Below are 22,688 nucleotides of genomic sequence, written 5' to 3'. Positions count from 1 at the left end.
CTTACTTACCTTTAGGTACGTACTTACGAAAAGTTAGTTAAGGCCCTACTCTGCCTGCTCCATCACTTTTTGTAAAAGGAACCCCTCATGATCGCCGTCACCGGAGCCACAGGCCAACTTGGCCGCCTCGTTGTCCAGCAACTCAAGCAAAAAGTACCCGCGTCCAACCTGGTCGCGCTGGTGCGCAGCCCTGACAAGGCGAGTGATCTAGGCGTGGAGGCACGTGTTGCCGACTACGACAATCCGCAAACCCTGGTCGCGGCGCTCAGCGGAGTCGACACGCTTCTACTCATTTCCTCAAGCGAAATAGGTAAGCGACTCTCACAGCATCGAAATGTCATCAACGCCGCAAAGCAGGCTGGTGTGAGTCGCGTCGTTTATACCAGTGTACTGCACGCGGATACCTCTTCATTGAGCCTCGCCGAGGAGCATCGGCAAACGGAAGCCGAGCTCACAGCATCGGGGTTGGCATTCACGATATTGCGTCATGGTTGGTATACCGAGAACTACACCGGCTTTATCGCTGGCGCGTTATCGGCCGGTGAATTTATCGGCAGCGCAGGTGACGGAAAGATTGCCGCGGCGACACGGGAAGATTTCGCCCAGGCCGCTGCCGTCGTGCTCACCCGCGACGATCAAGAGGGGAAGGTCTACGAGCTGGCGGGTGACAGCGCCTGGACGTTATCGGAACTCGCAGCCGAGGTTTCTCGGCAAACGGGCAGGAACATTCCCTACAAGAACTTGCCTGAAACTGACTACGCCTCTGCGTTAATCAATTTCGGCCTCCCGGAGCCACTCGCACAGGCCCTGGCTGGCTACGATGTCAACGCATCCCAAGGCGCACTTTTCGATGATAGCCATCAGCTTTCGACGCTGATCGGCAGGGCCACGACTTCAATTTCAGCAGCAGTGGCAATCGCTCTCAAAGGGCAATGATCGCAGGACACCGTGGCGCCGCCTCGAAGGCTACTGCTGATCTCCGAGGCGGCGGTTGGTAACGCCTGCATGCGGCATAACCACACTGTTCAAGAGCAATAGCGTGCTGCAGGTGAGGACGTGGTGTCGGTGATTCAGCCGATATCGACATTCATGGCGATGTTCCAGGTGCCGGCGCCGTTTTTAGCCAGGCCGATCATCATCAAACCAAGCCACTCGAGCGCCTGGGCCATCGGTAGGCCGCCGACATCCAACGGACGCAGCCCGAGACTCTCAAGGAGGGTCGAGACGCTCGCCTTGGCGTGCGCATCGTCCGCCGCGATGAACGCGTCGAGGCGTTTATCCTTGGCAAGTACATGGCCGAAGAGGGTATTGAACGCCTTGACGACATGCGCGCTGACCGGGGCGACCTTGGCGATTTCCTGCGCGCCGGAACTGCCGTGAGGGGTAACGAGGCCCGAGAGATCGGGAGCCACCGGGTTGGTGATATCGATGATTACCTTACCGTCTAGCGCTTTCCCAAAGTCGGCCAGTACCGCCAGCGCATGGGTGTACGGTACGGCGAGAATGACGATCTCGCCCGCCGGGGTGGCGCCGTAAGTCCCTGTGATCGCTCCGGATGCGAGCGTGTCGGCAAGCACCTGTGCCTTGGCGGGATCGCGGCTGACCACCTCGACGGTGTGTCCGGCCTTGGCGATACGGCCGCCGACAGCCGCGGCCATGCCTCCCGAACCGATGATGCTGATAGTGCTCATGTGCAGTCTCCGTTTGAAATCGGGTGGTTTTCCGTCGTTTCTGGACGGGTTACGCCGTCACTTCATCAGTCGGCCGGGAAGTAGTGACCACCATCAAGATCGGCGAAGAGTCCGGGCTGCGTCGGTTCCCAGCCAAGCAACCGGCGCGTGATGGCGTTCGATGTCGGAGTGTCCAGCGTGACCAGATTTGCAAGGAACCCGAAGTAGCCGGGCAGCATCAGCACGTCCGCGGGAATAGACACCGCCGGCAGATTCAACCGGCTGGCAATGGCTTCGGCGATCTGGCGGTACGGGATAGCCACGTCGGCGATTGCATGCCAGCTTCTGCCCGCCGCACCTTTTTCCAGCGCCAGGCGAAACACGGCGGCGAGGTCACGGGCATGCACGGCCCCCCAACGGTTGGTACCTTCTCCGGGGTAGCCGACAACCCCCTTTTCCTTGGCCAGCCCGATCAACATCGGTAGGAAGCCGGTGTTATCGGTGGAGCTGTGCATGATCTCGGGGATCCGCACGATAGAAGACCGTATGCCCTTTTCCGCAAGACCGATCACCGTGGTTTCCACGATGTTCCGAACTCGCAGGGTATTCTTGTACGGATCGCCGCCTGGAAGGGGCGGATCCTCCTCGGTGGCCGGCCGGCCCAAGCCTTCCCACCCTGGCGAGCCAACGCTTCCAGACACGACCAACGGCTTTGCGCTCCCGGACAGTGCTTCGCCATAGGCGAGCATGATCTCAAGCTCCGCGGCCGCAACAGCGTTGATCCCTCCGGTTGGAATCAGGTCCTGCCGATGCGCGAGGTGAATGACGCCGTCCGAGGCTGCGGCCGCTTCCTTTAGCCCGTCGAGATCCTCGAGATTGCCACGACGTACCTTGGCGCCGAGCGCAGCAGCCTGCGCCGCGGCCGTGTCAGACCGAGCCAGGGCAGTGACCTCATGGCCGGCGGCGATAAGCTCAGAGATGATGTACGGACCGGAATGGCCGGTGCCGCCGGTAACAAAAACATGCATATGCGTGTTCCTCTTGGGTGATGGGGTGCGGAAAAGGTGCTGGCGGACTGTGCCAGGTGCATTAACGATCCAGCGCCCCGCCGTCAGCTCAAGTCCGTCGGCGGGAAATAATGGCCGTTGTCGAGGCCTTCGATCAGACCGGGCTGAACGGGATTCCAGCCAAGAGCCTGCCGGGTGATGGCGCTCGACGCGGGCAGGTCCAGAGCGGCTACTGCCGCCAGGAACCCAAAGTAGCCCGGCAGCATTAACTCGTCCGCGGGGATGCTCACGGCGGGTATTTCCAGGCGAGCGGCTATGGCCTCGGCGATCTTGCGGAACGGGATGCCCTCGTCGCCGATCGCGTGCCAGGTTTTGCCTGCGGCTCCCTTCTCGAGCGCCAGGCGAAACAGGGAGGCAAGATCGCGGACGTGCACGGCGGGCCACCGGTTCCTGCCGTCTCCCGGATAGCCGACAACCCCCTTTGTTTTCGCGAGCATGATCAGCTGCAGCCGACCGGTTGCACTGTGCAAGAGAGTGGGAATCCGCACGACCGACGACCTGACACCCCGCTCGGCGAGGCCCACGACGGCGGTTTCCACGACATTGCGTGCCAACAGAGTGCCTGAATCGTTCGGGCCGTTAGGCAGAGCGGGATCATCCTCGGTCGCCGGGCGGCCCAGGCTGACCGGGGCGCCGATAGACGCCGCCCTGCCCGCGTTCATGGGCGTGCCGATACTGCCTGCAACGACGAGTGGCTTATCCGTGCCCGCCAGCGCTTCGCCGAACGCGAGGACGGTCGCGAGTTCCGATTCGACTAAGGCGGCGATCCCGCCGGACGGAAGCAGTTCGGCCCTGTATCCGAGGTGGATGACGCCGTCGGACTCGACCGCCGCCGCCTTGAGCCCTTCGAGGTCGGCAAGATCTCCACGACGCACCCTGGCGCCGAGCGCGGAGGCCGTGGAGGCGGACGCGTCTGACCGTGCCAGAGCTACGACCTCATGGCCGGCTGCGATAAGGTCGGGGATGACGTACGAACCGACGTGGCCGGTGCCGCCAGTGACAAAAACGAGCATGTTATTGACCCTTCTGAGCAGAGTGATACGAGACGCGCTGGTGCGATCCGGTGAACTCACTCAACGTAGGATCCATGCTGGTCTTTTCACTTGTAAAAAGCAAGTGATCAGGCGAATTTTACTTGCGACATGCAAGTGATGCTAATATCCAGCCATGAAAACGACTCTTAAAGAAGACTTTCGGTCCCATTGCGCGGTGAACTACGGCGTGGAGATTTTCGGCGACCGGTGGTCGCTCCTGATCATTCGCGACATCATTTTTGTCGGGAAGAAGACGTATGGGGATTTCCTGAAATCGGAAGAAGGAATCGCGACCAATGTGCTTGCTTCCCGACTTGCCTTTCTGGAGGAGCAAGGCGTTCTCTCGAAGGCGCCCAGCCCCGACGATAGGCGCAAGGACTTTTACACGTTGACCGAGAAGGGCCTGGACCTCATTCCAATAGTGATCAACATCGTGCTCTGGAGCGCGAAGCATGATTCGAAGTCATACGTGCGGCGCCGCGAGGAGTTTGTTGCTCGATTAACTCAAAACCCGATGCAGGTGAGCGAGGAAGTGAAAGCACTGGTCCGCAACGGCGGGTGCATCTTTCCTGAGAGTGGGGGATAAATCAGGCGACAAACGCGCCTTGTGGGGGCGCAGTTGGCACTTGTCCAAACGTATAAGCGCCATCAATCGAACTTGACCAAGTCCTTGAAGATCAGCTGACCCCAGCTATTTCCGCGCGCCTGCACAAGCATTCCACCTTCCGAAAGCCCGCCCAGTTTGATCGGCGAGAAACCGAGATTTTCCGCGAGCGCACCAATCTCCGCTGCGGCACCGTCATCGTCGCTCGCCAGGAACACCACTCTCCTGCCACCCTGTACGGCCGGGTCCTGGTCTAAAACGGCAGCGACCAAATGGTTGAAGCCTTTGACCAGTCTTGCCCCCGTAAAGGCCTGCGCGACGACCTTGGAGGAAGGTTGTCCTCCCAGTTCCTCAGGGGGCACGCCGTAGGCATTGGTCACATCGATGACAGTCTTGCCCTTCCAGGTCGACAGTGCCTTCGCGACTTCCCCGTGCGACTCGTAACGGACAGCCAAAAAGACAATGTCCGCCTCGAGGGCTTGCGCCAGTGTTTTTGCAATAATCCCGGGGCCGATCGCGGCCGTATCGGCTGCAAAACGTTGCGGATCGCGCGTGGTTGCAACGGACACTTCGATGCCTTTGCGGGCAAACGCCTTGGCAAGCGCCTGGCCGAGTTTGCCGAAGCCGATAATTGCGTAGCTCATAAAAATCTCCTTTGGTTTACCACGCCGTGCGGGCTCCGAAGAGGGAATGGAGTGACCGCTCGGGCGTAGCGAATCAGATTTGTGCCAGACCGCCATCGACGGCGACCTCACTGGCGGTCATGAAGCTGCTGTCCTGGGAGGCGAGAAACGCGGCTGCCGCTCCGATCTCCGCCGGATCGGCCATGCGCTGGAGCGGATTCATCGAGGCGAAGACCTTCATGCCCTCCTCGCCTAGCGCCGCCTTCGCGAGTTCGGTCGCCGTCGGCCCGGGCGACAACACGTTGACCCGGATACCGCTGCCCTTCAGGTCCTGTGCCCAAGTCCGCGCGAGGTTGCGCACGGCCGCCTTGCTTGCGCTGTAGACGCTGAATGCCGGGGCGCCCGTGGTGCCGGCGCTCGAGCCGGTCAGGATGATCGAACCGCCCTGCCCCATCAGCGGCAGCGCCTTCTGGACCGTGAAGATCAAGCCCTTCACGTTGGTCTCGAAGGTTTCGTCAATGTGCTCGACGGTGATCTTTCCGAGCGCAAGCGGGCTTCCCGCGCCGGCATTGGCGAAGACGATGTCGAGGGTTCCGCGCTCGGCCTTCACCGCCGCGTAGAGCCGGTCCAGGTCGGACTGATCAGAGACCGAGCCCTTCACCGCACGGGCATTGGGCCCAAGCTCGGCGATGGCCGCGTCAAGCGCTTCCTGGCGGCGGCCGAAGATGAAGACGAAAGCGCCTTCCTCGATGAAGCGCTTCGCTGCGGCGAGGCCGATACCGGTAGCGCCGCCGGTGATCACGGCGGTCTTTCCATTCAATCTGGTCATGACGTGCATCCTTGGTTGGCGTTGTACCCAAGCAGGAAATTGCTTGCTTGAGACAAGGATGCAGCGCTGATAACCTAAGGACAAGTATGCACCTTTTGGTAAGTATCAAAAAATGAAGACGACATCTGAAATCTGCGACACCGGTTGCGGGCTCAACGCCACGCTACGCATCATCTCGGGCAAGTGGAAACCGCTGGTCCTGTTTTTCCTGCGCGGCGGGCCGAAACGCTATGGCGAACTCAAGCGTTTGATCCCTGGCGTCAGCGATAAGGTGCTGATCCAGCAGCTGAAGGATCTGGAAGCCGATCAGGTGCTTGCACGCAACGACTACAAGGAAGTCCCCCCGCGCGTGGACTACACGCTGACCCCGCTCGGCCGTAGTCTGGCTGATGCGATCATCCCGCTGTGCACCTGGGGAACCGAGAACGCGGCGCAAATGGCAAGCATCTTCGCCGAGCGCGACGCGTTGGCCTAACGGGATGACGATCAGGCGACCAGCAAGGCTGAAGGTTATTGCTGGTGCATGATTGCTCCATACCGGCGCCCGTCAAAAATCGACGGTCGCCGATAGTTGCAAGGTACGCGGATACCCCGGGGAAAACGCACCATAGGAGGCCACGCCGGACCAGTACTCACGGTCGAACACGTTCTGTACCGTGGCGCGGAATGTCGTCGGCCGCCCTTCTATCTTGGTGGCGTAACGCGCACCGGCGTCAATGCGGGTCCAGGCGTCGAGTTCCTGGGTGTTGGCCTGGTTGACGTATTGGCTGTCGGTGTAGATCGCACCACCGGTGAGGGTGAAACCTTCCAGCCAGGGGGTGTCGTATTCCGCCCACAGGTTGGCCTGGATATCGGGCACGCCGACCGGCTTGTTGCCCTGGTTAGCGGCAGTCGCCGACTTGGTCAGCTCGCCATCGAGGAAGGTCACGCCCCCCATCAAACGGGTGCCGGTGGCCACTTCGCCGAACACGCTGAGTTCCAGGCCACGGTTGCGCTGTTCGGCCTGCACCGAATACACGCCATTGGCACCCAGTTCACCGGCAGGTTTCTCGATCTGAAACAACGCCAGCGTGGTCATGAAGGTGCCGTGTTCATACTTCACCCCCAGTTCGTGCTGCTTGGACTCATACGGCGCAAAGGTTTCCCCGGCATTGCTCGCCGTGCCCGGTGCCGCATCGCCTTTGCTCAGCCCTTCGACGTAGTTGTAGTAGAGGGAGACGTCCTCCCAGGGCTTGACCACCAGCCCCAGCAACGGCGTGGTGGCGTTGGCGCTGTAACGCGAGCTGACGGTGCCGGCGGCATTGTAGTTACGCGACTCGATAAACTGCCGACGTACGCCGAGGCTCAGTTGGAGACGGTCATCCAGCATCCCCAAGGTGTCGGTCAACGCCACGCCGGACAGCTCCGACTCGGAGATTCGCAGCACCTTGGGCGTGTTGATGTATTGCTTGGGCGTGTCCACCGGGTGGTAGATATTGGAGAGGATTGTGGTGCCGTTGTTGATGCCCCGCGACAGCTCATCCTGGTAACGGGTCGCCATCAGCGTGGTGGTATGGGTTACCGGGCCGGTGGCGAAGAGCCCGCGCATCCCCACATCGGCGGTAGAACGGTCGACGTTGAATTTGTAATAGCCCGGGACGTTGCTGGTGTCGCCCGCGTCATTGAGGATGCGCGGCACCTGGTCGGACATGCGTTTCACATCCGACTTGCCGCCCCCTGCATGGGCGAACACGGTGAGGTTGTCGCTCAGATCATATTCACCGCCGAGCAATGCGGACTGTTCCTTGGTATCCGACCAACCCCACTTTTGCGGCAGGCTGGTGCGGCCATTGGGGGCGGATGGCACGTCAACGCCCGGCGCGATGGTGAACGGGCGTGAGGCACCGTCGAAGCTTTCTTTCTGGCTGATGTAGTCCAGGTTCAGGCGCAGCCGCTCGCCACGATAATCCAGGGCAATCGCACCGATCCCTACGTCGCGATGCTGGTCGTTCACCGCCGTATCACCGCCCTGCAAGCTGCCGTTAAAGCGCACGCCGAACTGGTTTTCCTCACCAAAACGCCGACTGATATCCAGGTGCCCGCCCGCCTGGGAGTCTGACGCGTAGCTGCCGGTAAACCGGGTCAGGTCTTCCTCCAGCGGCCGTTTGGGAACAATGTTGATGACCCCACCCACGCCACTGTTGGGCGAGATGCCATACATCAAGGCACCCGGCCCCTTGAGCACTTCGACCCGCTCGGCGTACTCGGTAAACGCCCGGTAATTGGGGGCCACGCCATACACGCCGTCGTAGGCCAGCTCACCCAGGTTGCCTTCGCCGATGGCAAAACCGCGAATGAAAAACGAATCGACGATACCGCCGGTCTGGCCGGTCGAGCGCACCGACGGGTCGCGCTCCAGGGCATCGGCAACGGTGACGGTTTGCAGGTCGGCGAGGGTTTTGGCGGTGTAGCTGGTGACGCTGAACGGCGTGTCCATCACGTCTTTGTTGCCCATCATGCCCAGCCGCGCGCCGCGCGCCACCTGTCCACCGGGGAGGACTTCGGGCAACGCCGTCGGGCCGTTGTAGCGGCCGTCGATCGTGGTGGTGTCGAGGGTCAGGCTGGGCGTGCTGTCATCCGTGGCGGCAGGCGTTGGTGTCTCAGCCCAGGCGTTGGCGCCCGCTGCGACCATGACGAAATTCAACAGGGCGGTTCGAATAGCGAGGGTTAACGCGCGTTCACCGCAAGGCCGACTGACAACAGGCATGACGAGAGGATCCTTTCAACGAGAGAAAATGGGAATCACTCCTAATGCCAGTCGACGTGCGAAAAAGTATCACCCACTCACTTGATTTTTTTACACGACTCATTCGTACAGGCGGTCCAGCGGGATCGCGATGACCGGTAGCGCCGGATCAAACACATGCCGTGTGGTCTTGTACGGAAAGATCTCGCCGCGAGCGATGGTGTTGAAAATCCGCGCGACCTCGAACGCGTGCCCCGTGTGCCAGTGCCGTACGCACACCCGTGGGTCCGCGTAGTCGAGCTGGATGCACGGCACCCGACACAGACCCAACTGCAACGCTGCATTCAGGCGATGGTTACCGTCCATCACGATGCCTTGCGAGCGCTCGACAATGATCGGTTCCAGCCAATGCCCTGCGCGGATAATCGAGTCGCATAGCCACTGCACATTCGCCGGGTCCACCTGTTCCGATTGCAGCACTTCGCACACCGGTCGCAGCGCAATCTGATAGGTCTGCTCAATGGTCCCTTCCTGTCCCGGCAGCATGCTCAGCAAGCTCCGGTTTTGGCGACCGCTGCGTGTCGGCGGGCCATGTCCAACAGGCGTTGCGCCTGTTCGATCAGCGGCAGGTCGACCATTTCGCCGTCAACTTGCACCGCATGGCTGCCCCCGGCCACGGCACTCATCACCCGACCGGCCCAGGCCAATTGCTGCGCATCGGGTAGAAATGCGCGCTGCACCGTCGCCAGCTGCGCGGGATGGATGCACAGCTTGGCCCCGAACCCGAGGGAGCGAGCGTAAAGCGAGTCCTGGGCGACCACCGCCAGGTCGTTGATCGCCGGCGTGACTCCGTCGATCGGCGCCGGCAAACCCGCAGTGCGAGAGGCCAGCACGATGCGGTTGCGTGCGTACACAAACGCCTCAGGCACCTGGCCGCAATTGATATCCAGGGAAAAATCCAGCGAGCCAAAGGCCAGGCGTGCCAGGCCGGGAACCGCAGCAATCGCCTCCACCTGCTGCAAGCCTCTGGCCGTCTCGATGATCGCGACAATGTGCAATTGGGGTTGCCACGCCAGCAACTGCTCGACCACCCGCGCCAACGCTTGCGGCGCCTCGGCCTTGGGCAGGAATACTCCGGTGCAACGCTCGGGGTAACGCATGTCGCCCAACCACGTCAGGTCCTGGCGGAACAACGCGCTGCCGACGCTGTTGAGCCGGATAAACCGCTGGCACGCGACACTTGGCGCACTCTCCTGCCACGCCCAGATGGCAGCTCGAGCAGCGGCTTTGCTATCGGGATGAACCGCATCCTCAAGGTCCAGGATGATTGCATCCGCTCCGGCCTCAGCCGCTTTGGCAAAGCGCTCCGGACGGTTCCCCGGAACGAACAGGTAGCTGATGGGAAGCAGGGCAGTCGTGATCGGACGATCAGTGTTCATAGCAGTTCTCCTTGGCGTGCATCAGTCGTGGTTTTTGCAAAATTTTCAGGGGCCTCGGGGCGGCTGAATTGCGCCTCTGTCAGCGCCCTCGCCGATCAACGTTTAACCCCTTATTGATCAATGAATTAACAACGCTTTCAAACTTGGGACGAACGCCCGCAAGAGCGTGCAAATACACGTTCGCGCAACGCTGTTCGGCCGGGATCAATAAGAAATATTTGAAAACCTTACTTGATAATCGTTCTCGGTAGCAATATTGTTCACGCCGCCAAGAGAAACTTTTCATGACCCTAGGCAAGTCTTAACGCTCACCGAAAGTATGGCCTCGCGACATCATTTAACCATCACTCAGCGGTGAGTCAGATTAAGAAAAACGGCAGTTAGTGGCCGATCGCTACACCCGTATAAACCTTATGGAATGGGGTTCTTATGCAATTGTTTTATGAACCGATTATTACCATCAAAGCCACAGTTTCGCCTGCAGGATTCGTGTGGCATCCACCGCCAAACGCATAAGCGTTAAAAACACGACGAACGACAAGACCACATTCATCGATCTCTTCCAGAGATTTAAATATGAATGACGACGCTATAAGCGCCAGGTGATAGTTATGTCTATTGCAATAACGCGCCTCAATGAAGCGTGTACAGAAGTTCATCTTTCGAAAATGCTTAATCCATTATTGGACGCATGCATCGCACAGCTGTTACATAACCAACCCGACAAACTGCTTGAACTCGTTGCGCAACATGGCTCCCCCCTGAATCTTGTATGGCCGCACGCCTTTGCACTGAACACCGGCGCATTGCAATCCGTGCTGGAACAGCATGAAGTCCGACATGCGATCTTCTATGGCGCCAAAGCCAACAAGTCACAATGTTTACTTGGCGCAGCCAAGGCGTCCGGTATCGGCGTCGACGTTTCCAGCATTTACGAGATGCAAGCAGCACTGCGCGCCGGTGTGCCGGCCGCTCAGTTGTGTGCCACCGGCCCGGCCAAAACCGAAGATTTTCATCGGGCGCTGGTCCATGCCGGTGCACTGATCTGCGTGGATTCGCTGGAAGAGTTCGACCATTTGAAAACACTGGTCGAAGCCAGCAGCGAGGCCATAAAGGCCAGGGTTTTACTGCGTTACAGGCCTAAAGCCTGTGGGACCAGCCGCTTCGGAATGGGGGCCGCAGACCTGCTGGTGTGCTTGCACTTACTGACCGGACTCAGGGCATTTTTTGACTTCGAGGGTTTCCATTTCCACCTCGGTGGCTATGGGTTCGAATCTCGAGCACAGGCCTTTCGTGAAGTGACCGATTTCGTCGATGTGGCTCGGACGATGGGGTTGGCGCCGACCATGATCGATATCGGCGGAGGTTTGCCCATCCGCTATGTCGAGCCACACGCCTACGAGCGCTTTCTACAAAACGACAATACACCCAATCACTATTACAACCAGTCAGTGCCCAAGTCTTATTACCCTTACGGCAGCAACTTGACGGCGAGCCAATGGTTGACGTTATTTCTGGAAAGTGCCTTCTCGCCGCGGCAAAACATTGCCCAGTACTTGAAGGCCAACAGCATCACCCTGGCATTGGAGCCGGGCCGAAGTCTGGTGGACCAAGCCGCAATTTCGGTATTTCGCATTACACGCAGCAAAAAACTGGCCAATAACAAAACGGTGTTATTTGTTGAAGGCAGCAGCTTCAGTGCCTGTGAAACATGGTTCGCGTCGGAATATCTGGTCGACCCGATTTTAATCAGCGCAGCGCCAACATCCGCCACACCGATGCAAGCCTATATTGCCGGACATAGTTGCCTGGATGATGACGTCATCACCCACCGCCTGATCAACTTTACGACTTCCCCCAAGGCCGGCGACTTATTAATTTATGCCAACACCGCCGGCTATCAAATGGACTTATTGGAGAACGAGTTCCATCGTCACCCCCTGCCCCGGCGAATGGTGGCGACCTGTTGCACGTACGGTAACTACGCGTTTTCACCTGACGACTAAAGGAAGTACTTCATATGATACTGACTAAAGTTTCCGAGCTGATCGGCAATACGCCTATGTTGGGTATTTATATTCCGGGCACTGATGCCCGGCTGTTATTAAAGATAGAGAAAAACAATCCCGGCGGCAGTATCAAAGACCGCATGGCGCGCAACATGGTACTCGCCGCGCTCAAGTCCGGACGCTTGAAACCAGGAGGCGTGGTGGTTGAGTCGTCGTCGGGCAATACCGGCATCGGCCTGGCCATGGCCGCCGTCGAATTCGGCCTGCAATTTATCGCCGTGGTCGACCATCACGCGGCGCAGGACAAGATCGCGGTGATGAAGGCACTGGGCGCCGATATTCGGTTTGTCGCGGGAACTTATCGTGAAGATGAAGTCGCGGTGGTAGAGCGCCAGCGCCTGGCGGCCGAACTCGCCGAGCAGATCCCGGGGGCCGTGTTCATGAACCAGTCCGACAACGCGGCCAACGCCGGCGGCTACAGCGACTTTGTGCGGGAAACCATCGTTCAGGCCGAAGGTGTGATCGGCGCGTATGTCGGTTGCGTCGGTACCGGCGGGTCGATGACCGGGATTGCCCGAGGCCTTAAACAGCACAACCCCGACATTGTGACCGTGGCGGTGGAGCCCGCAGGTTCCATCGTTTTCGGGCATCCCGGCTATCCGTACTATCAGTCCGGTACCGGCACGCCTGCCGGGGACACAGTGGGGCTGGTGCTCGATTACAGCTGCATCGACCTGGGCGTGCAGGTCACCGACTCACAAGCCTTCGAGACCTCGCGCTATATCGCCCGCCACCTCGCCCTGCTGGTAGGCGGCTCGACCGGTGGCGCAATTTTCAAGGCCCTGGAGCTGATTCACAAAGGTGTACTGAACGGCAATGTAGTGGTGCCGATTGCCGATGGCGGCGAAAAATACCTGCACACGGTCTTCGATGATAAGTGGCTGGAGGAACGCGACTTGCTCGACCCCGGCGTCGCGTCGCAACTGGATGCCTGGCTGGGCAAGAACCACTGGCAGGAGTCCAGCTCCGCCCCGCTGCAACTGAGCGTCGCATGACCCTCTTTCGACCAAGGAGCGCCTCTGAATGAAACCGCTGAAAGTCGCCATTTGCGGCGGTGGCCGAACAGGTCATCTCAACGCCATCCTGTTCAAGCAACTGCCTGACGTCCAGGTTTCGCTGCTGACCAGCAACCTGGAAGTCGTCGACCACCACACGCGGCAGGTGCCGCTCCAGGCTCTGCTGCCGGACGGCTCCACGCTGAACGCCCGGCTGGATCGGGTGACCGCCGAGGCCAGGCCCGCCGTCGAAGACGCCGACATCGTCATCATCACGGTGCCAGCCCATGCCCGCGCCAAAACCCTGCAGGCCATCGCGCCGCATTTGAGCACGAGCAAACCGGTGTACATCGGTGCGATTCCGGGCTTCTGCGGATTCGACTGGCTGGCCGAGGCCACACTGGCAAACCACCCGAACCTGGTGATCTGGGGCATGAAGGACGTACCTCATACCGCCTTCGACCTCACCCCCGGTCGGTCGATAAAAATGGGCGGCGGCAAAAGCCAGTTATATGTCGCGACCCATGCCCGAGAATCCCAGGCGTCGCGCCAGCAGTTGCACGACATCCTCATACGCCTCTACGGCCCTTGCGTCACGCTGCTCGATCACTACCTGGAGATCACCCTGACGCCCGGCAACCCGATCATGCACAGCTCGGTGATCTACGGGTTGATCGGCCCCTATGGGCAATGGCACCGGAAGATCTTTCCCCAGCGCCTGTGCTGGTGGACGGAGTGCCCCGAACTGGGCGCCTACTTCCTGGAACGCATGGATCAGGAGAGCCAGGAACTGTGCGCGGTCATCAGTGCGCGCATGGGCGTCGACCTGTCGTCCGTCAAATCCTTGAAACAGGAAATCGTCGAGGCGTACGGCGATCAGATTCGCGACCAGAGCAGCATGTTGTCCATTCTGCGCACCAACCAGGCCTACAACGACATCCTCGCGCCCATGGTGCCAGCCGGTGATAACCGCGCCGGGTATGTGATCGAGCGTGAGAGCCGTGCGTTTAACGAAGACGTCGCCTATGGCCTGGTGCTGCTGGTGGAAATGGCCAGGCGTTTTGAACTGAAAGTGCCCTATATCGAAGAAGTCCTGCACTGGAGCGTTGCCTACATGCAAGGCCTGCGCGACTCGGCGCTGGATTACTTCCCGAGCCAATGGCCTCGCACGGCATAACCCTTTTAATGAATGATTCAACGAGCAGAGAGCTGATATGGATGACCTCAACACCTTGATCGCCTACTCCCGCAAGAACGCCCTGCGCCGGCTGATTCGTTGCTTGTTTGCGGAAAATATCCTGGATCGTTCTGCGCTGGCGTTTACCCACGACGGCCAGCAGGCCACCTACCCGCTCAAGCAGAAAGGCGCGCAGCTGTTTTTCTCCGAGATTGCGCTGGGCCCGGCCGACACGCTGGTCAATGACGGCGACGTGGTGCTGCTGACGGCCGAAGGCGTGCGCCAGGTGATCACCCGCCATCAGGACCTGCTGGATGTACTGCGCGACAGTTTCGACTTCGAGCCCAGCGACGAAGGTGTGGCCGGTCTCAAGTCGGATATGGAAAACAGCCTGCTGAACGACGCCCACGCCCGTCAGTTCCGCCAACACTGGAACGCGCGACTGGCGCAGGCCGCTCAACGCCAGGGCCTCAGCAGCCTCACCGATTACCTGCGTCGGCATGCGAGCATCAAGGACGCCGCGATCTTGCTGGATCAGTGGGGCTCGCTGGAAGGCCACCCCTACTACCCGACCTGGAAAGCCCGCCCCGGGCTGAATGACGCTGAGGTCGAGCAACTGTCTCCGGAATTCAACGCCCAGGTGCCCCTGCGGATAGCCGCCTTGCGTGCCGACATGGCCAAAAGCGAAAGCATGCCTCACGTGACCAACTACCCCGCCTGGTTCGCCAGCAATTTCCCGGCACAATGGGAGCAATGGAAAGCGGCGCTCAACGCCAAAGGCCTGGATGAAACGCAATGGCTGCCCCTGCCGATTCATGCCTGGCACTTGCAGGCCTATGTGCTCAAGACGTTTGCTGCGGAAATCGAAGAAGGCCTGCTGATCACTGAGGGGCCGGATATTCAGACGCTGCCGACCATGTCATACCGCACGATGATGCCGGTCCTGGACCACGCTGCACCGCTGATCAAATTGCCCATCGCGTTGTGGATGACCAGCGAGTTGCGCAGCCTGCAAGCCAAGTCGATCCATATGGGGCCGCGCATCAGCACGGTGATTACGCAAATCCTGGAAGCCGAAAACGGTTTCGACCAGCAACTGGAAATCTTCCCGGAAGAAATCGGCGTGCGCTATCGCCACGCAATCACCCAGGACGACGTACCGGGAAAACACCTGTCCGTGGTGTTTCGTGCCAGCCGGCAAGCGTTCGAACGCAACGATGAGCGTCTGCCAATCACGGTGGCTTCGTTGTTCACCCGTTTACCGGGCAGCGGTCGGCCGCTGTTTACCGACCTGATCGAACGCGACGGGGTGCGTGCCGACGCCGCCAGCGTAGAACAGTGGTTTCGCCACTATGCCAAGGTCGTCACCCACCCCGTGGTGGCAATCTATCTGCTGTACGGTATCGGGCTCGAAGCGCACCAGCAGAACACCATGGTGCTGTTCTCACCCGATGGCGTGCCGCGCAGCCTGCTGATCCGCGATTTTGGCGATGGCAGAACCTACGCCCCGCTGCTGGAAGAACGCGGTTATACGTTACAGCCGCATGTACAGCCTGGCATTCTGCCTACGGTATTTAGCGGCGATATCGAACCGGTGCGCATGTTTGTACTGGACGCCGCGTTCCTCACCCACTTGCATGAAATGGCCCTGTGGCTGACCAAGGAGTACGGCATGGACAACACACGTTTGTGGGCAATATTGCGCGAGGAAACCGAAAACGCCTTTGCCGCCGTGCGCGAGCGGGTCTCGCCGCAGGTGTGGGAGGTCGAGCGCCAGGCCTTTGTCGAGGATCCATGGCCTACCCGTTCGTTACTGCGTATGCATTTGATGCAGTATTCCAACTACCGTTTGCAGCACACCCTGACCAACCCGCTAGCTGCCGTTTAATCACCGAGGCCGTCTCATGTCCCAAGCAGGTGCCATCCAGGGTTCGCGTGTAAGAATCCTCATTTATCTTCTGTTCGCGATCCAGCTGGTCTCCATGGGCGCGATGGAAATGAGCGGGCCGTTCTGGCCCGTGCACCTGCGCGGGCTGGCGTCCTCGGAGTCGGTATTCAGCTTCGCCAGCATCGCCGTGTACGTCGGGCCGATGCTGGGCATCATGCTGACCAGTGCATTCTGGGGCCGTATCGGCGATCGCTACGGCCACAAGCTGATGATGATCCGCGCACTCGCGGGGTTGTCCCTGACCCAGCTCGGGCTGGCGTTTTTCAGTGACATCTGGGTCATCCTGGTCCTGCGTTTTCTGCAGGGCGCCTTTGCCGGCTATATAGCCCCGGCGCAGGCTTACGGGGTCAGTATCGAAGCGCCGTCGCGGCGGGCGCGGTTATTCGCGATCCTGCAGATATCGACCAATGTCGGCTCACTGCTCGGTGCGGTCGTAGGCGGCTTGATCCTCGATTACGCGACGTTTTTCTGGATCAACATCGTCGCCTCGGTGCTCTGTGCACTCTGTACCGTCATCGCCGCCGTGACCTTGCCGGATGTGCCTCCCGTACCAAAAAAACCGACGGCGGCCACCCGCACGCCGGTCGCCGGCACCGACAGCGTATGGCGCAGCTCTCCGCTGCTGTCGCTGCTGTGCGTCATGGGGATCCTGCTGCTGGCGCGCATGCTGCCGCAGACCTCGTTCTCGCTGTACGTGAGCTCGACGTTCGAGGTCAACAACTCCGTCGTCGGCTTGTGCTACGGGTTGCTGGCGCTGGGCTTCATCCTGTCGGCAACGGCATGGTCGCGCTACTTCGAGCATCGTTCCCAGGCAGAAACCCTGCAACGCATCACATATGTCGTCATGGGCTGCATCGCCCTGACCGCCGTGGCGGGCGTAACGCGAAGCCCCGTGGTATTTATCGTCGCCTACTTCATTTGGGGGGTGCTGCTGGGGGCGACCACCCCCGTGCTGATGGCGTTGGTCTCGAAAACCGCCGACAGCTCGCGACAAGGCTACGTACTGGGTATTGCCCAAAGCACTGCGCAGTTCGCCTCGATTGCCGGCATCTCCATCGGTGGCTTGCTGAGCCAGGTCTACGGTCTGCAATACACCTATCTTTTCGTGTGCCTGGCCTATGCAGTGGCGCTGATTCCCATGGTCGCGCTGCGGTACTGGTCGGTGTCCGCGCCTTCCAATGGCGTTGCAGGCAGCGACTGAACAAGGAGTAAGGGTTTGAACATTGAACAACTGCGTGCCGATACACCGGGTGTCGAGCATCTGATCCATTTCAATAATGCCGGTGCGGCGCTGATGCCTGAGCCGGTGGTCCAGGTCATGACCGGGCACCTGCAACAGGAGGCCCGCCTCGGCGGGTATGAAGCGGCCGCCCGATGCGCGCCTGAACTGGACAATGTCTACACCGCCATCGGGCGCCTGATCAATGCGCACCCCACTGAAATCGCAGTGGTCGAAAACGCCACCCGAGCCTGGGACATGGCCTTCTATTCACTGGCGCTCAAGCCCGGCGACGCGGTGCTGACCTCCACGACCGAATACGCCGGCAACTACATCCCATACCTGCAATTGAGGCAGCAGCGCGGGATCGAGATCCGGATCATCCCCAACGATGAACACGGCCAGGTGTGCCTCGCAGCCTTGGCGGCCATGCTTGAAGACGAGCGCGTCGCCCTGGTATCGCTGCCGATGATCGCCACCAACGGCGGGCCTGTGCAACCCGTCGAGCAGATCGGTGCCCTCGCCCGGGCGGCGGGTGTGTTATTCCTGCTGGACGCTTGCCAGGGGGTGGGCCAGGTGCCGATCGATGTGCAAAAGATCGGCTGCCATATGCTCGCCGCCACCAGTCGAAAATACCTGCGCGGGCCGAGGGGCGTGGGGTTCCTGTACGTAGAACAATCCCTGTGCCAACGCCTGGAGCCGATTTTTCTGGACCTGCATGCGGCGTCCTTGCTCACGGCAGACAGCTTTGAAATTCGTGCGGATGCGCGACGCTTTGAAAATTGGGAATGCAACGTCGCGGCCAAGCTGGGCCTGGGGGCCGCAGCGGAGTATGCGTTGGCGCAGGGTATCGAACCGATATGGCAGCGCATCCAGCACCTGGCGGGTTACTTACGCCATCGACTGACCGACGTGGCGGGTATCACCTCGCAGGACCTGGGCCCTGTAAAGTCCGGTATCGTCACCTTCAGTCATCGCCACCACAACGCCCCACAGGTGCAGCAGTGGCTCGCAGCGCAACCCAAACGCATCAACGTGAGCACTTCGACAGCAGGCTCGACCCTGCTCGACATGCAGCATCGGGGCTTGCTTGAGGTCAGCCGTGCATCGGTTCACGCTTACAACACCGAAGCTGAAATCGATTCGCTGATTGACGCCTTGATACGCCTGTCACACGCCTGATCACGGGACACGATGGCGCTTGCGCTCAAGCTGGTTTGTCAACTAGCATTGGGAATACTTCTCAATTACAAACAAATCGGCCGCCATGAGCGAAACCTCTTCCGCGAATCACCTCAATCACCTGCGCGCCATCGAGGCCCTGTACAGCGGGCATCACGGCTGGCTGTATGCCACGCTGAAGAGAAAACTGGGTAACGCCATGGATGCGGCGGATCTGGCCCAGGACACCTTCACCCGGATCCTCGCCTCACAGGTCACGGTGATTGACCAGCCACGGGCGTACTTGAGCTGCGTGGCCAAGGGCATCCTGGTCAACTGGTACCAGCGCAAGGCACTGGAACGCGCGTACCTGGATGCACTGGCGAACGTGCCTGCCCACGAAGCGCCGTCGCCCGAAGCGCACTTCATGGTGCTGGAAACCCTGCACGAAATCGACGCCATGCTCGATACCCTGGCGCCCCTGGTCAAGCGCGCCTTCCTGCTGTCGCAGATCAACGGCCTCAAGTACGACGACATCGCCGAGCAGCTGGGTGTATCGCTGATCACCGTCAAGCGCTACATGAAACAGGCCTTCGTACAGTGCCTGATGCTGGTGGAGTGAATGCTCGGTCTGCGCAGGGAGCCGCCGCTGGACCCGCAGGTACTCGAAGAAGCCGCCGAGTGGCTGATGCGCTTGAGCGAACGCGAACTGAGCGAGCACGAGCGCGCCGAATGGGAGCGCTGGAAGGTCAGCAGCCCGGAACGGGATCGCGCCTGGTCCCGTGCGCAATTGCTGCAGAGCAAGTTCGGCGGCCTGCCGCCCGCCCTGGCGATGTCGGCGCTCGACCGGCCAGACAGCCCTGAACGTCGTGCAGCACTGGGCAAGCTGGCGATCCTGCTGGCGCTGGCGCCCGCAGGTTGGGGGAGCTGGAAGCTGGCGCAATCGCAGCAATGGTCAGCGGACTACCGCACCGACGTTGGCCAGCGCCGCGAACTGACCCTGGCCGATGGCTCGCGCATCACCCTGAACACCGCTACCGCCATCGACGTCGTATTCGACGACCGCCAACGGCTTATTCACCTGCGCGAAGGCGAAATCCTGGTGCAGACCGCCGTGGACACCGCCCCCCTGCCCCGGCCGTTCCTGATCAGCACCCGCCAGGGAAGCATGCAGGCGCTGGGCACACGGTTTACCGTGCGTGAAGTCAGCCCTCGCACCCATCTTGCGGTCATCGACGGCGCGGTGCGGGTGATATTGGCCGATAACCGCCAGACCCCGCCGCTGATCGTCAATGCAGGGCAGCGCACCGACTTCTCCTCACAGACCTTTGGTGAGCTGGCGCCGACCGATCGCTACATCGGTTCATGGACCCAGGGCATGTTGATGGCCGACAAGATGCGCCTGGCGGATTTCGTCGCGGAACTGACGCGCTACCGCCGAGGTTTCCTGCGCTGTGATCCGGCCATCGCCGACTTGCGCATTTCCGGGGCCTTTCCGATCAGTGATACCGATCGCACCTTGAGCATGCTGGTGCACACCTATCCCGTGCTGGCGAACAGTCATTTGCGCGGTTACTGGGTCACCCTGTCGCCCGCCTGATCCCACGCAAAAATAAACGGCGGCCGGGGTGATACTTTTTTCGATCTCGACTGGCAAAGACAGGAACAGCCTTTTCCTCTCGTCCATGGATCATCCTTTCATGCTCGTAGCACGGCCCCTGCGTCCGGCTCGTCCGCTCAAACCGATGGTGCACGGCGTCGTGCTCAGCCTGCTGCTGGCCGGTGCCATATGCCCGGTGGCATTGGCGGAGGCACCGGCCCAATTGGATTCGGTCGCTGTGCAGGCCTACCACATCGCCCCCGGCCCGCTCGGCGCGACGCTCTCGAGCTTTGCCGTGGACGCCGGTATTGCCCTGTCGTTCCAGCCGTCGATCACGGAGGGCCTGATCAGCCCCGAACTGAACGGCACCTACTCCACGCAGGAAGCCGTCACGCGTTTGCTCGAAGGCAGCGGCCTGGAGATGGTGTTGCGCAGCGATGGCAGCTACACCCTGGTACTGCGCCGGCTGACGCTGTCGGCGACCACGGTGGAGGCTGCGCAAAAACACGCCGATAGCCTGCCGCCGGTGTACCCGGGCGGCCAGGTGGCCGAGGGCGGGCGTCTCGGCCTGCTGGGCAATACGGATGTGATGGACGCACCGTTCAGCATCAGCACCTATACCGCGTCATTGATCAAAGACCAGCAGGCGACCACCGTGGGCGACGTGCTGGAGCGCGACTCTTCAGTCCGCTCCACCGGCCAGACGGGAGGGATCGTCGACTCATTCTTTATCCGCGGCTTTCCGGTGGGCGAAGGCAACCTCGGGGAACTGGCGTTCGACGGTGTGTACGGCGTGGCCTCCAATTACCGGGTATTCACCGACTACGCCGAACGCATCGAAGTGGTCAAAGGCCCCGGCGCCCTCCTCTACGGCATGTCCCCCAACAGCGCCGTCGGTGGCGTGATCAACGTGGTCCCCAAGCGCGCCCTGGACGAGGACCTGACCCGCGTCACGGCCTCCTATGCCCAGGACCTGCAACTGGGCACCCATATCGACCTGAGTCGGCGGTTTGGCGAGGACCGGCGATTCGGCATGCGCGTCAACGGCCGCGTGCAGCAGGGTGACACTGTCATCGACAAGCAATCGCGGGATGTCGGGGTCAGTGCCATCGCCCTGGATTACCAGGGTGATCGCCTGCGCACCAGCCTGGACCTGATCAACCAGCAAGAGCAATTCGACGCGGCGTCACGGCCCTTCCTGATCGCGCCCGGCGTGCCGATTCCCCACGCCGCCAACGGGCGTACCAACGTCAGCCAGGCGTGGGGCTGGTCCAAGACCCGCGACGAGTCGGCATTGCTGGGTGGCGAGTATGACGTGAGCGACGCACTGACCCTGTTTGCCCATGCCGGCGGTGGGAAGTCGAACGTGGCACGCCTTTCCGACCAGACCCCGACCATCATCAACACCGCCGGCGACACCTCGTCGATCCCCGGCTATTACAAATTTAAAGTACGGCGCTACACGGTCGACAGCGGTGCCCGACTGCGTTTCGACACCGGGCCGATCAGCCACAGCACCACGCTGCAAGTCACGCGCTATCGCGATGAGTTGTCGCGCGGCATTATTTCCGGCCCGCCGATCCTGTCGAACATTTACCACCCTGTCTCACGACCCGAGGCCGACATTGCCACGCCGGCCACGCCGAAAGTCTCGGCGACCGAATTGTCCGGCGTCGCGGTTGCCGACACCTTGTCGATGCTCGATCAGCGCCTGCAGGTGACGGCCGGCCTGCGCAAACAGACCATCCGCTCCAACAACTACGACGCGGCAGGTGCGGTGACCACGGCTTACGACGACGGCAAGACCACGCCGCTGTTCGGCGCAGTTGTCCGGCCCTGGGAGCATGTGTCGTTCTACTACAACTACCTGGAAGGCTTGAGCAAAGGCGATATCGCTCCCGCCACGGCCTCGAACGCGGGCCAGATCTTTGCCCCCTACGTTTCACGCCAGCATGAGGTCGGGGTCAAGCTCGACTACGGCACGGTCATGTCCACACTCGCGCTGTTCCAGATCACCAAACCCAGTGGCGAGCTGTCAGGCACCACCTTTGCGGTACAAGGCGAACAGCGCAACCGGGGCCTGGAGCTGAACGTATCCGGTGAGGCCGGCCAAGGCACACGCCTGCTCGGCGGGGTGACGCTGCTGGATGCGCAACTGACCAAAAGCACGGTTGCGGCCAACCGGGGCAATACCCCGGTGGGGGTGCCGAAGGTGCAAGCCAACCTCTGGGCCGAGTGGGACGTGCCCTGGGTCGAGGGGCTGACGCTAACCAGCGGGGCGTTGTACACCGGCAGTCAATATGTGAACCAGGCCAACACCCAGCAGTTGGACCCCTGGACCCGCTTCGACATGGGCGTGCGCTACAGCACGCGCATCGCCCAGCGGCCGACGACCTTCCGCGCCACGGTACAGAACGTGTTCGACCGTGAGTATTGGTCGGGGGTCGCTTCCTATGGTGCGTTCTCTCAAGGCTCGCCACGCACCCTTCTACTGTCGACCACGGTCGATTTCTGAAACCTTCGGCCCG

The 22,688-nt window shown here is 60.9% G+C and carries 20 protein-coding genes; 12 read left to right on the top strand and 8 right to left on the bottom strand.

Annotated features, from left to right (window positions below):
• Positions 1-87 precede the first annotated feature (87 nt).
• Entirely contained in the window at positions 88-936 is an 849-nt protein-coding gene (locus NIBR502773_RS25965; RefSeq protein ID WP_141157287.1) for an SDR family oxidoreductase, read from the top strand.
• 134 nt (positions 937-1,070) lie between these two features.
• On the opposite strand, the gene NIBR502773_RS25960 is transcribed toward NIBR502773_RS25965, so the two are convergent.
• The 3 genes from NIBR502773_RS25960 to NIBR502773_RS25950 all read right to left on the bottom strand — a co-directional run bounded on the left by NIBR502773_RS25960 (position 1,071) and on the right by NIBR502773_RS25950 (position 3,750).
• On the bottom strand, positions 1,071-1,691 hold the full coding sequence (locus NIBR502773_RS25960) for an NADPH-dependent F420 reductase (RefSeq protein WP_141157286.1): 621 nt from the start codon (positions 1,689-1,691) through the stop codon (positions 1,071-1,073).
• A gap of 65 nt (positions 1,692-1,756) precedes the next feature.
• Entirely contained in the window at positions 1,757-2,698 is a 942-nt protein-coding gene (locus NIBR502773_RS25955; RefSeq protein WP_141157285.1) for an SDR family oxidoreductase, read from the bottom strand.
• Between the two features lie 83 nt (positions 2,699-2,781).
• Positions 2,782-3,750: an SDR family oxidoreductase gene (locus NIBR502773_RS25950; RefSeq protein ID WP_141157284.1), complete on the bottom strand. Its 969-nt coding sequence runs from the start codon at positions 3,748-3,750 to the stop codon at positions 2,782-2,784.
• A 154-nt stretch (positions 3,751-3,904) separates the two neighbouring features.
• Between NIBR502773_RS25950 and NIBR502773_RS25945 the strand changes: the two genes are divergently transcribed.
• The gene (locus NIBR502773_RS25945) at positions 3,905-4,357 is read left to right on the top strand and encodes a helix-turn-helix domain-containing protein (protein WP_115487961.1); all 453 of its coding nucleotides are present in this window, start codon (positions 3,905-3,907) and stop codon (positions 4,355-4,357) included.
• A 62-nt stretch (positions 4,358-4,419) separates the two neighbouring features.
• Here the strand turns inward: NIBR502773_RS25945 and NIBR502773_RS25940 are convergent, their stop codons facing one another.
• Positions 4,420-5,019 carry an NADPH-dependent F420 reductase gene (locus tag NIBR502773_RS25940; RefSeq protein WP_115487960.1) on the bottom strand — a complete coding sequence of 200 codons (600 nt, stop codon included), beginning with the start codon at positions 5,017-5,019 and terminating at the stop codon, positions 4,420-4,422.
• A 73-nt stretch (positions 5,020-5,092) separates the two neighbouring features.
• On the bottom strand, positions 5,093-5,827 hold the full coding sequence (locus NIBR502773_RS25935; RefSeq protein ID WP_065939582.1) for an SDR family NAD(P)-dependent oxidoreductase: 735 nt from the start codon (positions 5,825-5,827) through the stop codon (positions 5,093-5,095).
• A 112-nt stretch (positions 5,828-5,939) separates the two neighbouring features.
• Here NIBR502773_RS25935 and NIBR502773_RS25930 point away from each other — a divergent pair, with 112 nt between their 5' ends.
• Positions 5,940-6,302: a helix-turn-helix domain-containing protein gene (locus NIBR502773_RS25930; protein ID WP_065939581.1), complete on the top strand. Its 363-nt coding sequence runs from the start codon at positions 5,940-5,942 to the stop codon at positions 6,300-6,302.
• Positions 6,303-6,374: 72 nt separating this feature from the next.
• Here the strand turns inward: NIBR502773_RS25930 and NIBR502773_RS25925 are convergent, their stop codons facing one another.
• From NIBR502773_RS25925 to NIBR502773_RS25915, 3 genes are all read right to left on the bottom strand, one after another.
• Positions 6,375-8,573 (bottom strand): TonB-dependent siderophore receptor, encoded by a 2,199-nt coding sequence (locus NIBR502773_RS25925; RefSeq protein ID WP_141157283.1) that lies wholly within the window; start codon positions 8,571-8,573, stop codon positions 6,375-6,377.
• Between the two features lie 99 nt (positions 8,574-8,672).
• Positions 8,673-9,098: a ParB N-terminal domain-containing protein gene (locus tag NIBR502773_RS25920; RefSeq protein WP_257228072.1), complete on the bottom strand. Its 426-nt coding sequence runs from the start codon at positions 9,096-9,098 to the stop codon at positions 8,673-8,675.
• Positions 9,099-9,100: 2 nt separating this feature from the next.
• Positions 9,101-9,991, bottom strand: coding sequence for a CoA ester lyase (locus NIBR502773_RS25915; protein ID WP_065939578.1), 891 nt, complete (start codon positions 9,989-9,991; stop codon positions 9,101-9,103).
• 611 nt (positions 9,992-10,602) lie between these two features.
• Here NIBR502773_RS25915 and NIBR502773_RS25910 point away from each other — a divergent pair.
• From NIBR502773_RS25910 to NIBR502773_RS25870, 9 genes are all read left to right on the top strand, one after another.
• On the top strand, positions 10,603-11,997 hold the full coding sequence (locus NIBR502773_RS25910) for a Y4yA family PLP-dependent enzyme (protein WP_253488748.1): 1,395 nt from the start codon (positions 10,603-10,605) through the stop codon (positions 11,995-11,997).
• A 14-nt stretch (positions 11,998-12,011) separates the two neighbouring features.
• The gene (locus NIBR502773_RS25905) at positions 12,012-13,055 is read left to right on the top strand and encodes a PLP-dependent cysteine synthase family protein (protein ID WP_141157282.1); all 1,044 of its coding nucleotides are present in this window, start codon (positions 12,012-12,014) and stop codon (positions 13,053-13,055) included.
• Positions 13,056-13,083: 28 nt separating this feature from the next.
• Positions 13,084-14,232, top strand: a complete 1,149-nt coding sequence (locus NIBR502773_RS25900) for an NAD/NADP-dependent octopine/nopaline dehydrogenase family protein (RefSeq protein ID WP_141157281.1) — start codon at positions 13,084-13,086, stop codon at positions 14,230-14,232.
• Between the two features lie 37 nt (positions 14,233-14,269).
• The gene (locus NIBR502773_RS25895) at positions 14,270-16,120 is read left to right on the top strand and encodes an IucA/IucC family siderophore biosynthesis protein (protein WP_141157280.1); all 1,851 of its coding nucleotides are present in this window, start codon (positions 14,270-14,272) and stop codon (positions 16,118-16,120) included.
• A 16-nt stretch (positions 16,121-16,136) separates the two neighbouring features.
• Entirely contained in the window at positions 16,137-17,381 is a 1,245-nt protein-coding gene (locus tag NIBR502773_RS25890) for an MFS transporter (protein WP_141157279.1), read from the top strand.
• A 15-nt stretch (positions 17,382-17,396) separates the two neighbouring features.
• Positions 17,397-18,581, top strand: a complete 1,185-nt coding sequence (locus NIBR502773_RS25885) for an aminotransferase class V-fold PLP-dependent enzyme (RefSeq protein ID WP_141157278.1) — start codon at positions 17,397-17,399, stop codon at positions 18,579-18,581.
• An 85-nt stretch (positions 18,582-18,666) separates the two neighbouring features.
• Entirely contained in the window at positions 18,667-19,182 is a 516-nt protein-coding gene (locus NIBR502773_RS25880; RefSeq protein WP_090404572.1) for a sigma-70 family RNA polymerase sigma factor, read from the top strand.
• Positions 19,183-20,160 (top strand): FecR domain-containing protein, encoded by a 978-nt coding sequence (locus NIBR502773_RS25875; RefSeq protein WP_141157277.1) that lies wholly within the window; start codon positions 19,183-19,185, stop codon positions 20,158-20,160.
• A 100-nt stretch (positions 20,161-20,260) separates the two neighbouring features.
• On the top strand, positions 20,261-22,675 hold the full coding sequence (locus NIBR502773_RS25870) for a TonB-dependent receptor (RefSeq protein ID WP_141157276.1): 2,415 nt from the start codon (positions 20,261-20,263) through the stop codon (positions 22,673-22,675).
• Positions 22,676-22,688: the final 13 nt, after the last annotated feature.

It is taken from the genome of Pseudomonas sp. NIBRBAC000502773, assembly GCF_006517195.1.
GTDB lineage: Bacteria > Pseudomonadota > Gammaproteobacteria > Pseudomonadales > Pseudomonadaceae > Aquipseudomonas > Aquipseudomonas marginalis.
The sequence above is the reverse complement of the archived record's forward strand: the minus strand, read 5'-3'. Positions and strand labels throughout refer to the sequence as shown.

Excerpts from the sequence above, each read along its gene's own strand:
- NIBR502773_RS25965 (WP_141157287.1), top strand. The coding sequence starts at position 88 with ATGATCGCCGTCACCGGAGCCACAGGCCAACTTGGCCGCCTCGTTGTC.
- NIBR502773_RS25960 (WP_141157286.1), bottom strand. The coding sequence starts at position 1,691 with ATGAGCACTATCAGCATCATCGGTTCGGGAGGCATGGCCGCGGCTGTC.
- NIBR502773_RS25955 (WP_141157285.1), bottom strand. The coding sequence starts at position 2,698 with ATGCATGTTTTTGTTACCGGCGGCACCGGCCATTCCGGTCCGTACATC.
- NIBR502773_RS25950 (WP_141157284.1), bottom strand. The coding sequence starts at position 3,750 with ATGCTCGTTTTTGTCACTGGCGGCACCGGCCACGTCGGTTCGTACGTC.
- NIBR502773_RS25945 (WP_115487961.1), top strand. The coding sequence starts at position 3,905 with ATGAAAACGACTCTTAAAGAAGACTTTCGGTCCCATTGCGCGGTGAAC.
- NIBR502773_RS25940 (WP_115487960.1), bottom strand. The coding sequence starts at position 5,019 with ATGAGCTACGCAATTATCGGCTTCGGCAAACTCGGCCAGGCGCTTGCC.
- NIBR502773_RS25935 (WP_065939582.1), bottom strand. The coding sequence starts at position 5,827 with ATGACCAGATTGAATGGAAAGACCGCCGTGATCACCGGCGGCGCTACC.
- NIBR502773_RS25930 (WP_065939581.1), top strand. The coding sequence starts at position 5,940 with ATGAAGACGACATCTGAAATCTGCGACACCGGTTGCGGGCTCAACGCC.
- NIBR502773_RS25925 (WP_141157283.1), bottom strand. The coding sequence starts at position 8,573 with ATGCCTGTTGTCAGTCGGCCTTGCGGTGAACGCGCGTTAACCCTCGCT.
- NIBR502773_RS25920 (WP_257228072.1), bottom strand. The coding sequence starts at position 9,098 with ATGCTGCCGGGACAGGAAGGGACCATTGAGCAGACCTATCAGATTGCG.
- NIBR502773_RS25915 (WP_065939578.1), bottom strand. The coding sequence starts at position 9,991 with ATGAACACTGATCGTCCGATCACGACTGCCCTGCTTCCCATCAGCTAC.
- NIBR502773_RS25910 (WP_253488748.1), top strand. The coding sequence starts at position 10,603 with ATGTCTATTGCAATAACGCGCCTCAATGAAGCGTGTACAGAAGTTCAT.
- NIBR502773_RS25905 (WP_141157282.1), top strand. The coding sequence starts at position 12,012 with ATGATACTGACTAAAGTTTCCGAGCTGATCGGCAATACGCCTATGTTG.
- NIBR502773_RS25900 (WP_141157281.1), top strand. The coding sequence starts at position 13,084 with ATGAAACCGCTGAAAGTCGCCATTTGCGGCGGTGGCCGAACAGGTCAT.
- NIBR502773_RS25895 (WP_141157280.1), top strand. The coding sequence starts at position 14,270 with ATGGATGACCTCAACACCTTGATCGCCTACTCCCGCAAGAACGCCCTG.
- NIBR502773_RS25890 (WP_141157279.1), top strand. The coding sequence starts at position 16,137 with ATGTCCCAAGCAGGTGCCATCCAGGGTTCGCGTGTAAGAATCCTCATT.
- NIBR502773_RS25880 (WP_090404572.1), top strand. The coding sequence starts at position 18,667 with ATGAGCGAAACCTCTTCCGCGAATCACCTCAATCACCTGCGCGCCATC.
- NIBR502773_RS25875 (WP_141157277.1), top strand. The coding sequence starts at position 19,183 with ATGCTCGGTCTGCGCAGGGAGCCGCCGCTGGACCCGCAGGTACTCGAA.
- NIBR502773_RS25870 (WP_141157276.1), top strand. The coding sequence starts at position 20,261 with ATGCTCGTAGCACGGCCCCTGCGTCCGGCTCGTCCGCTCAAACCGATG.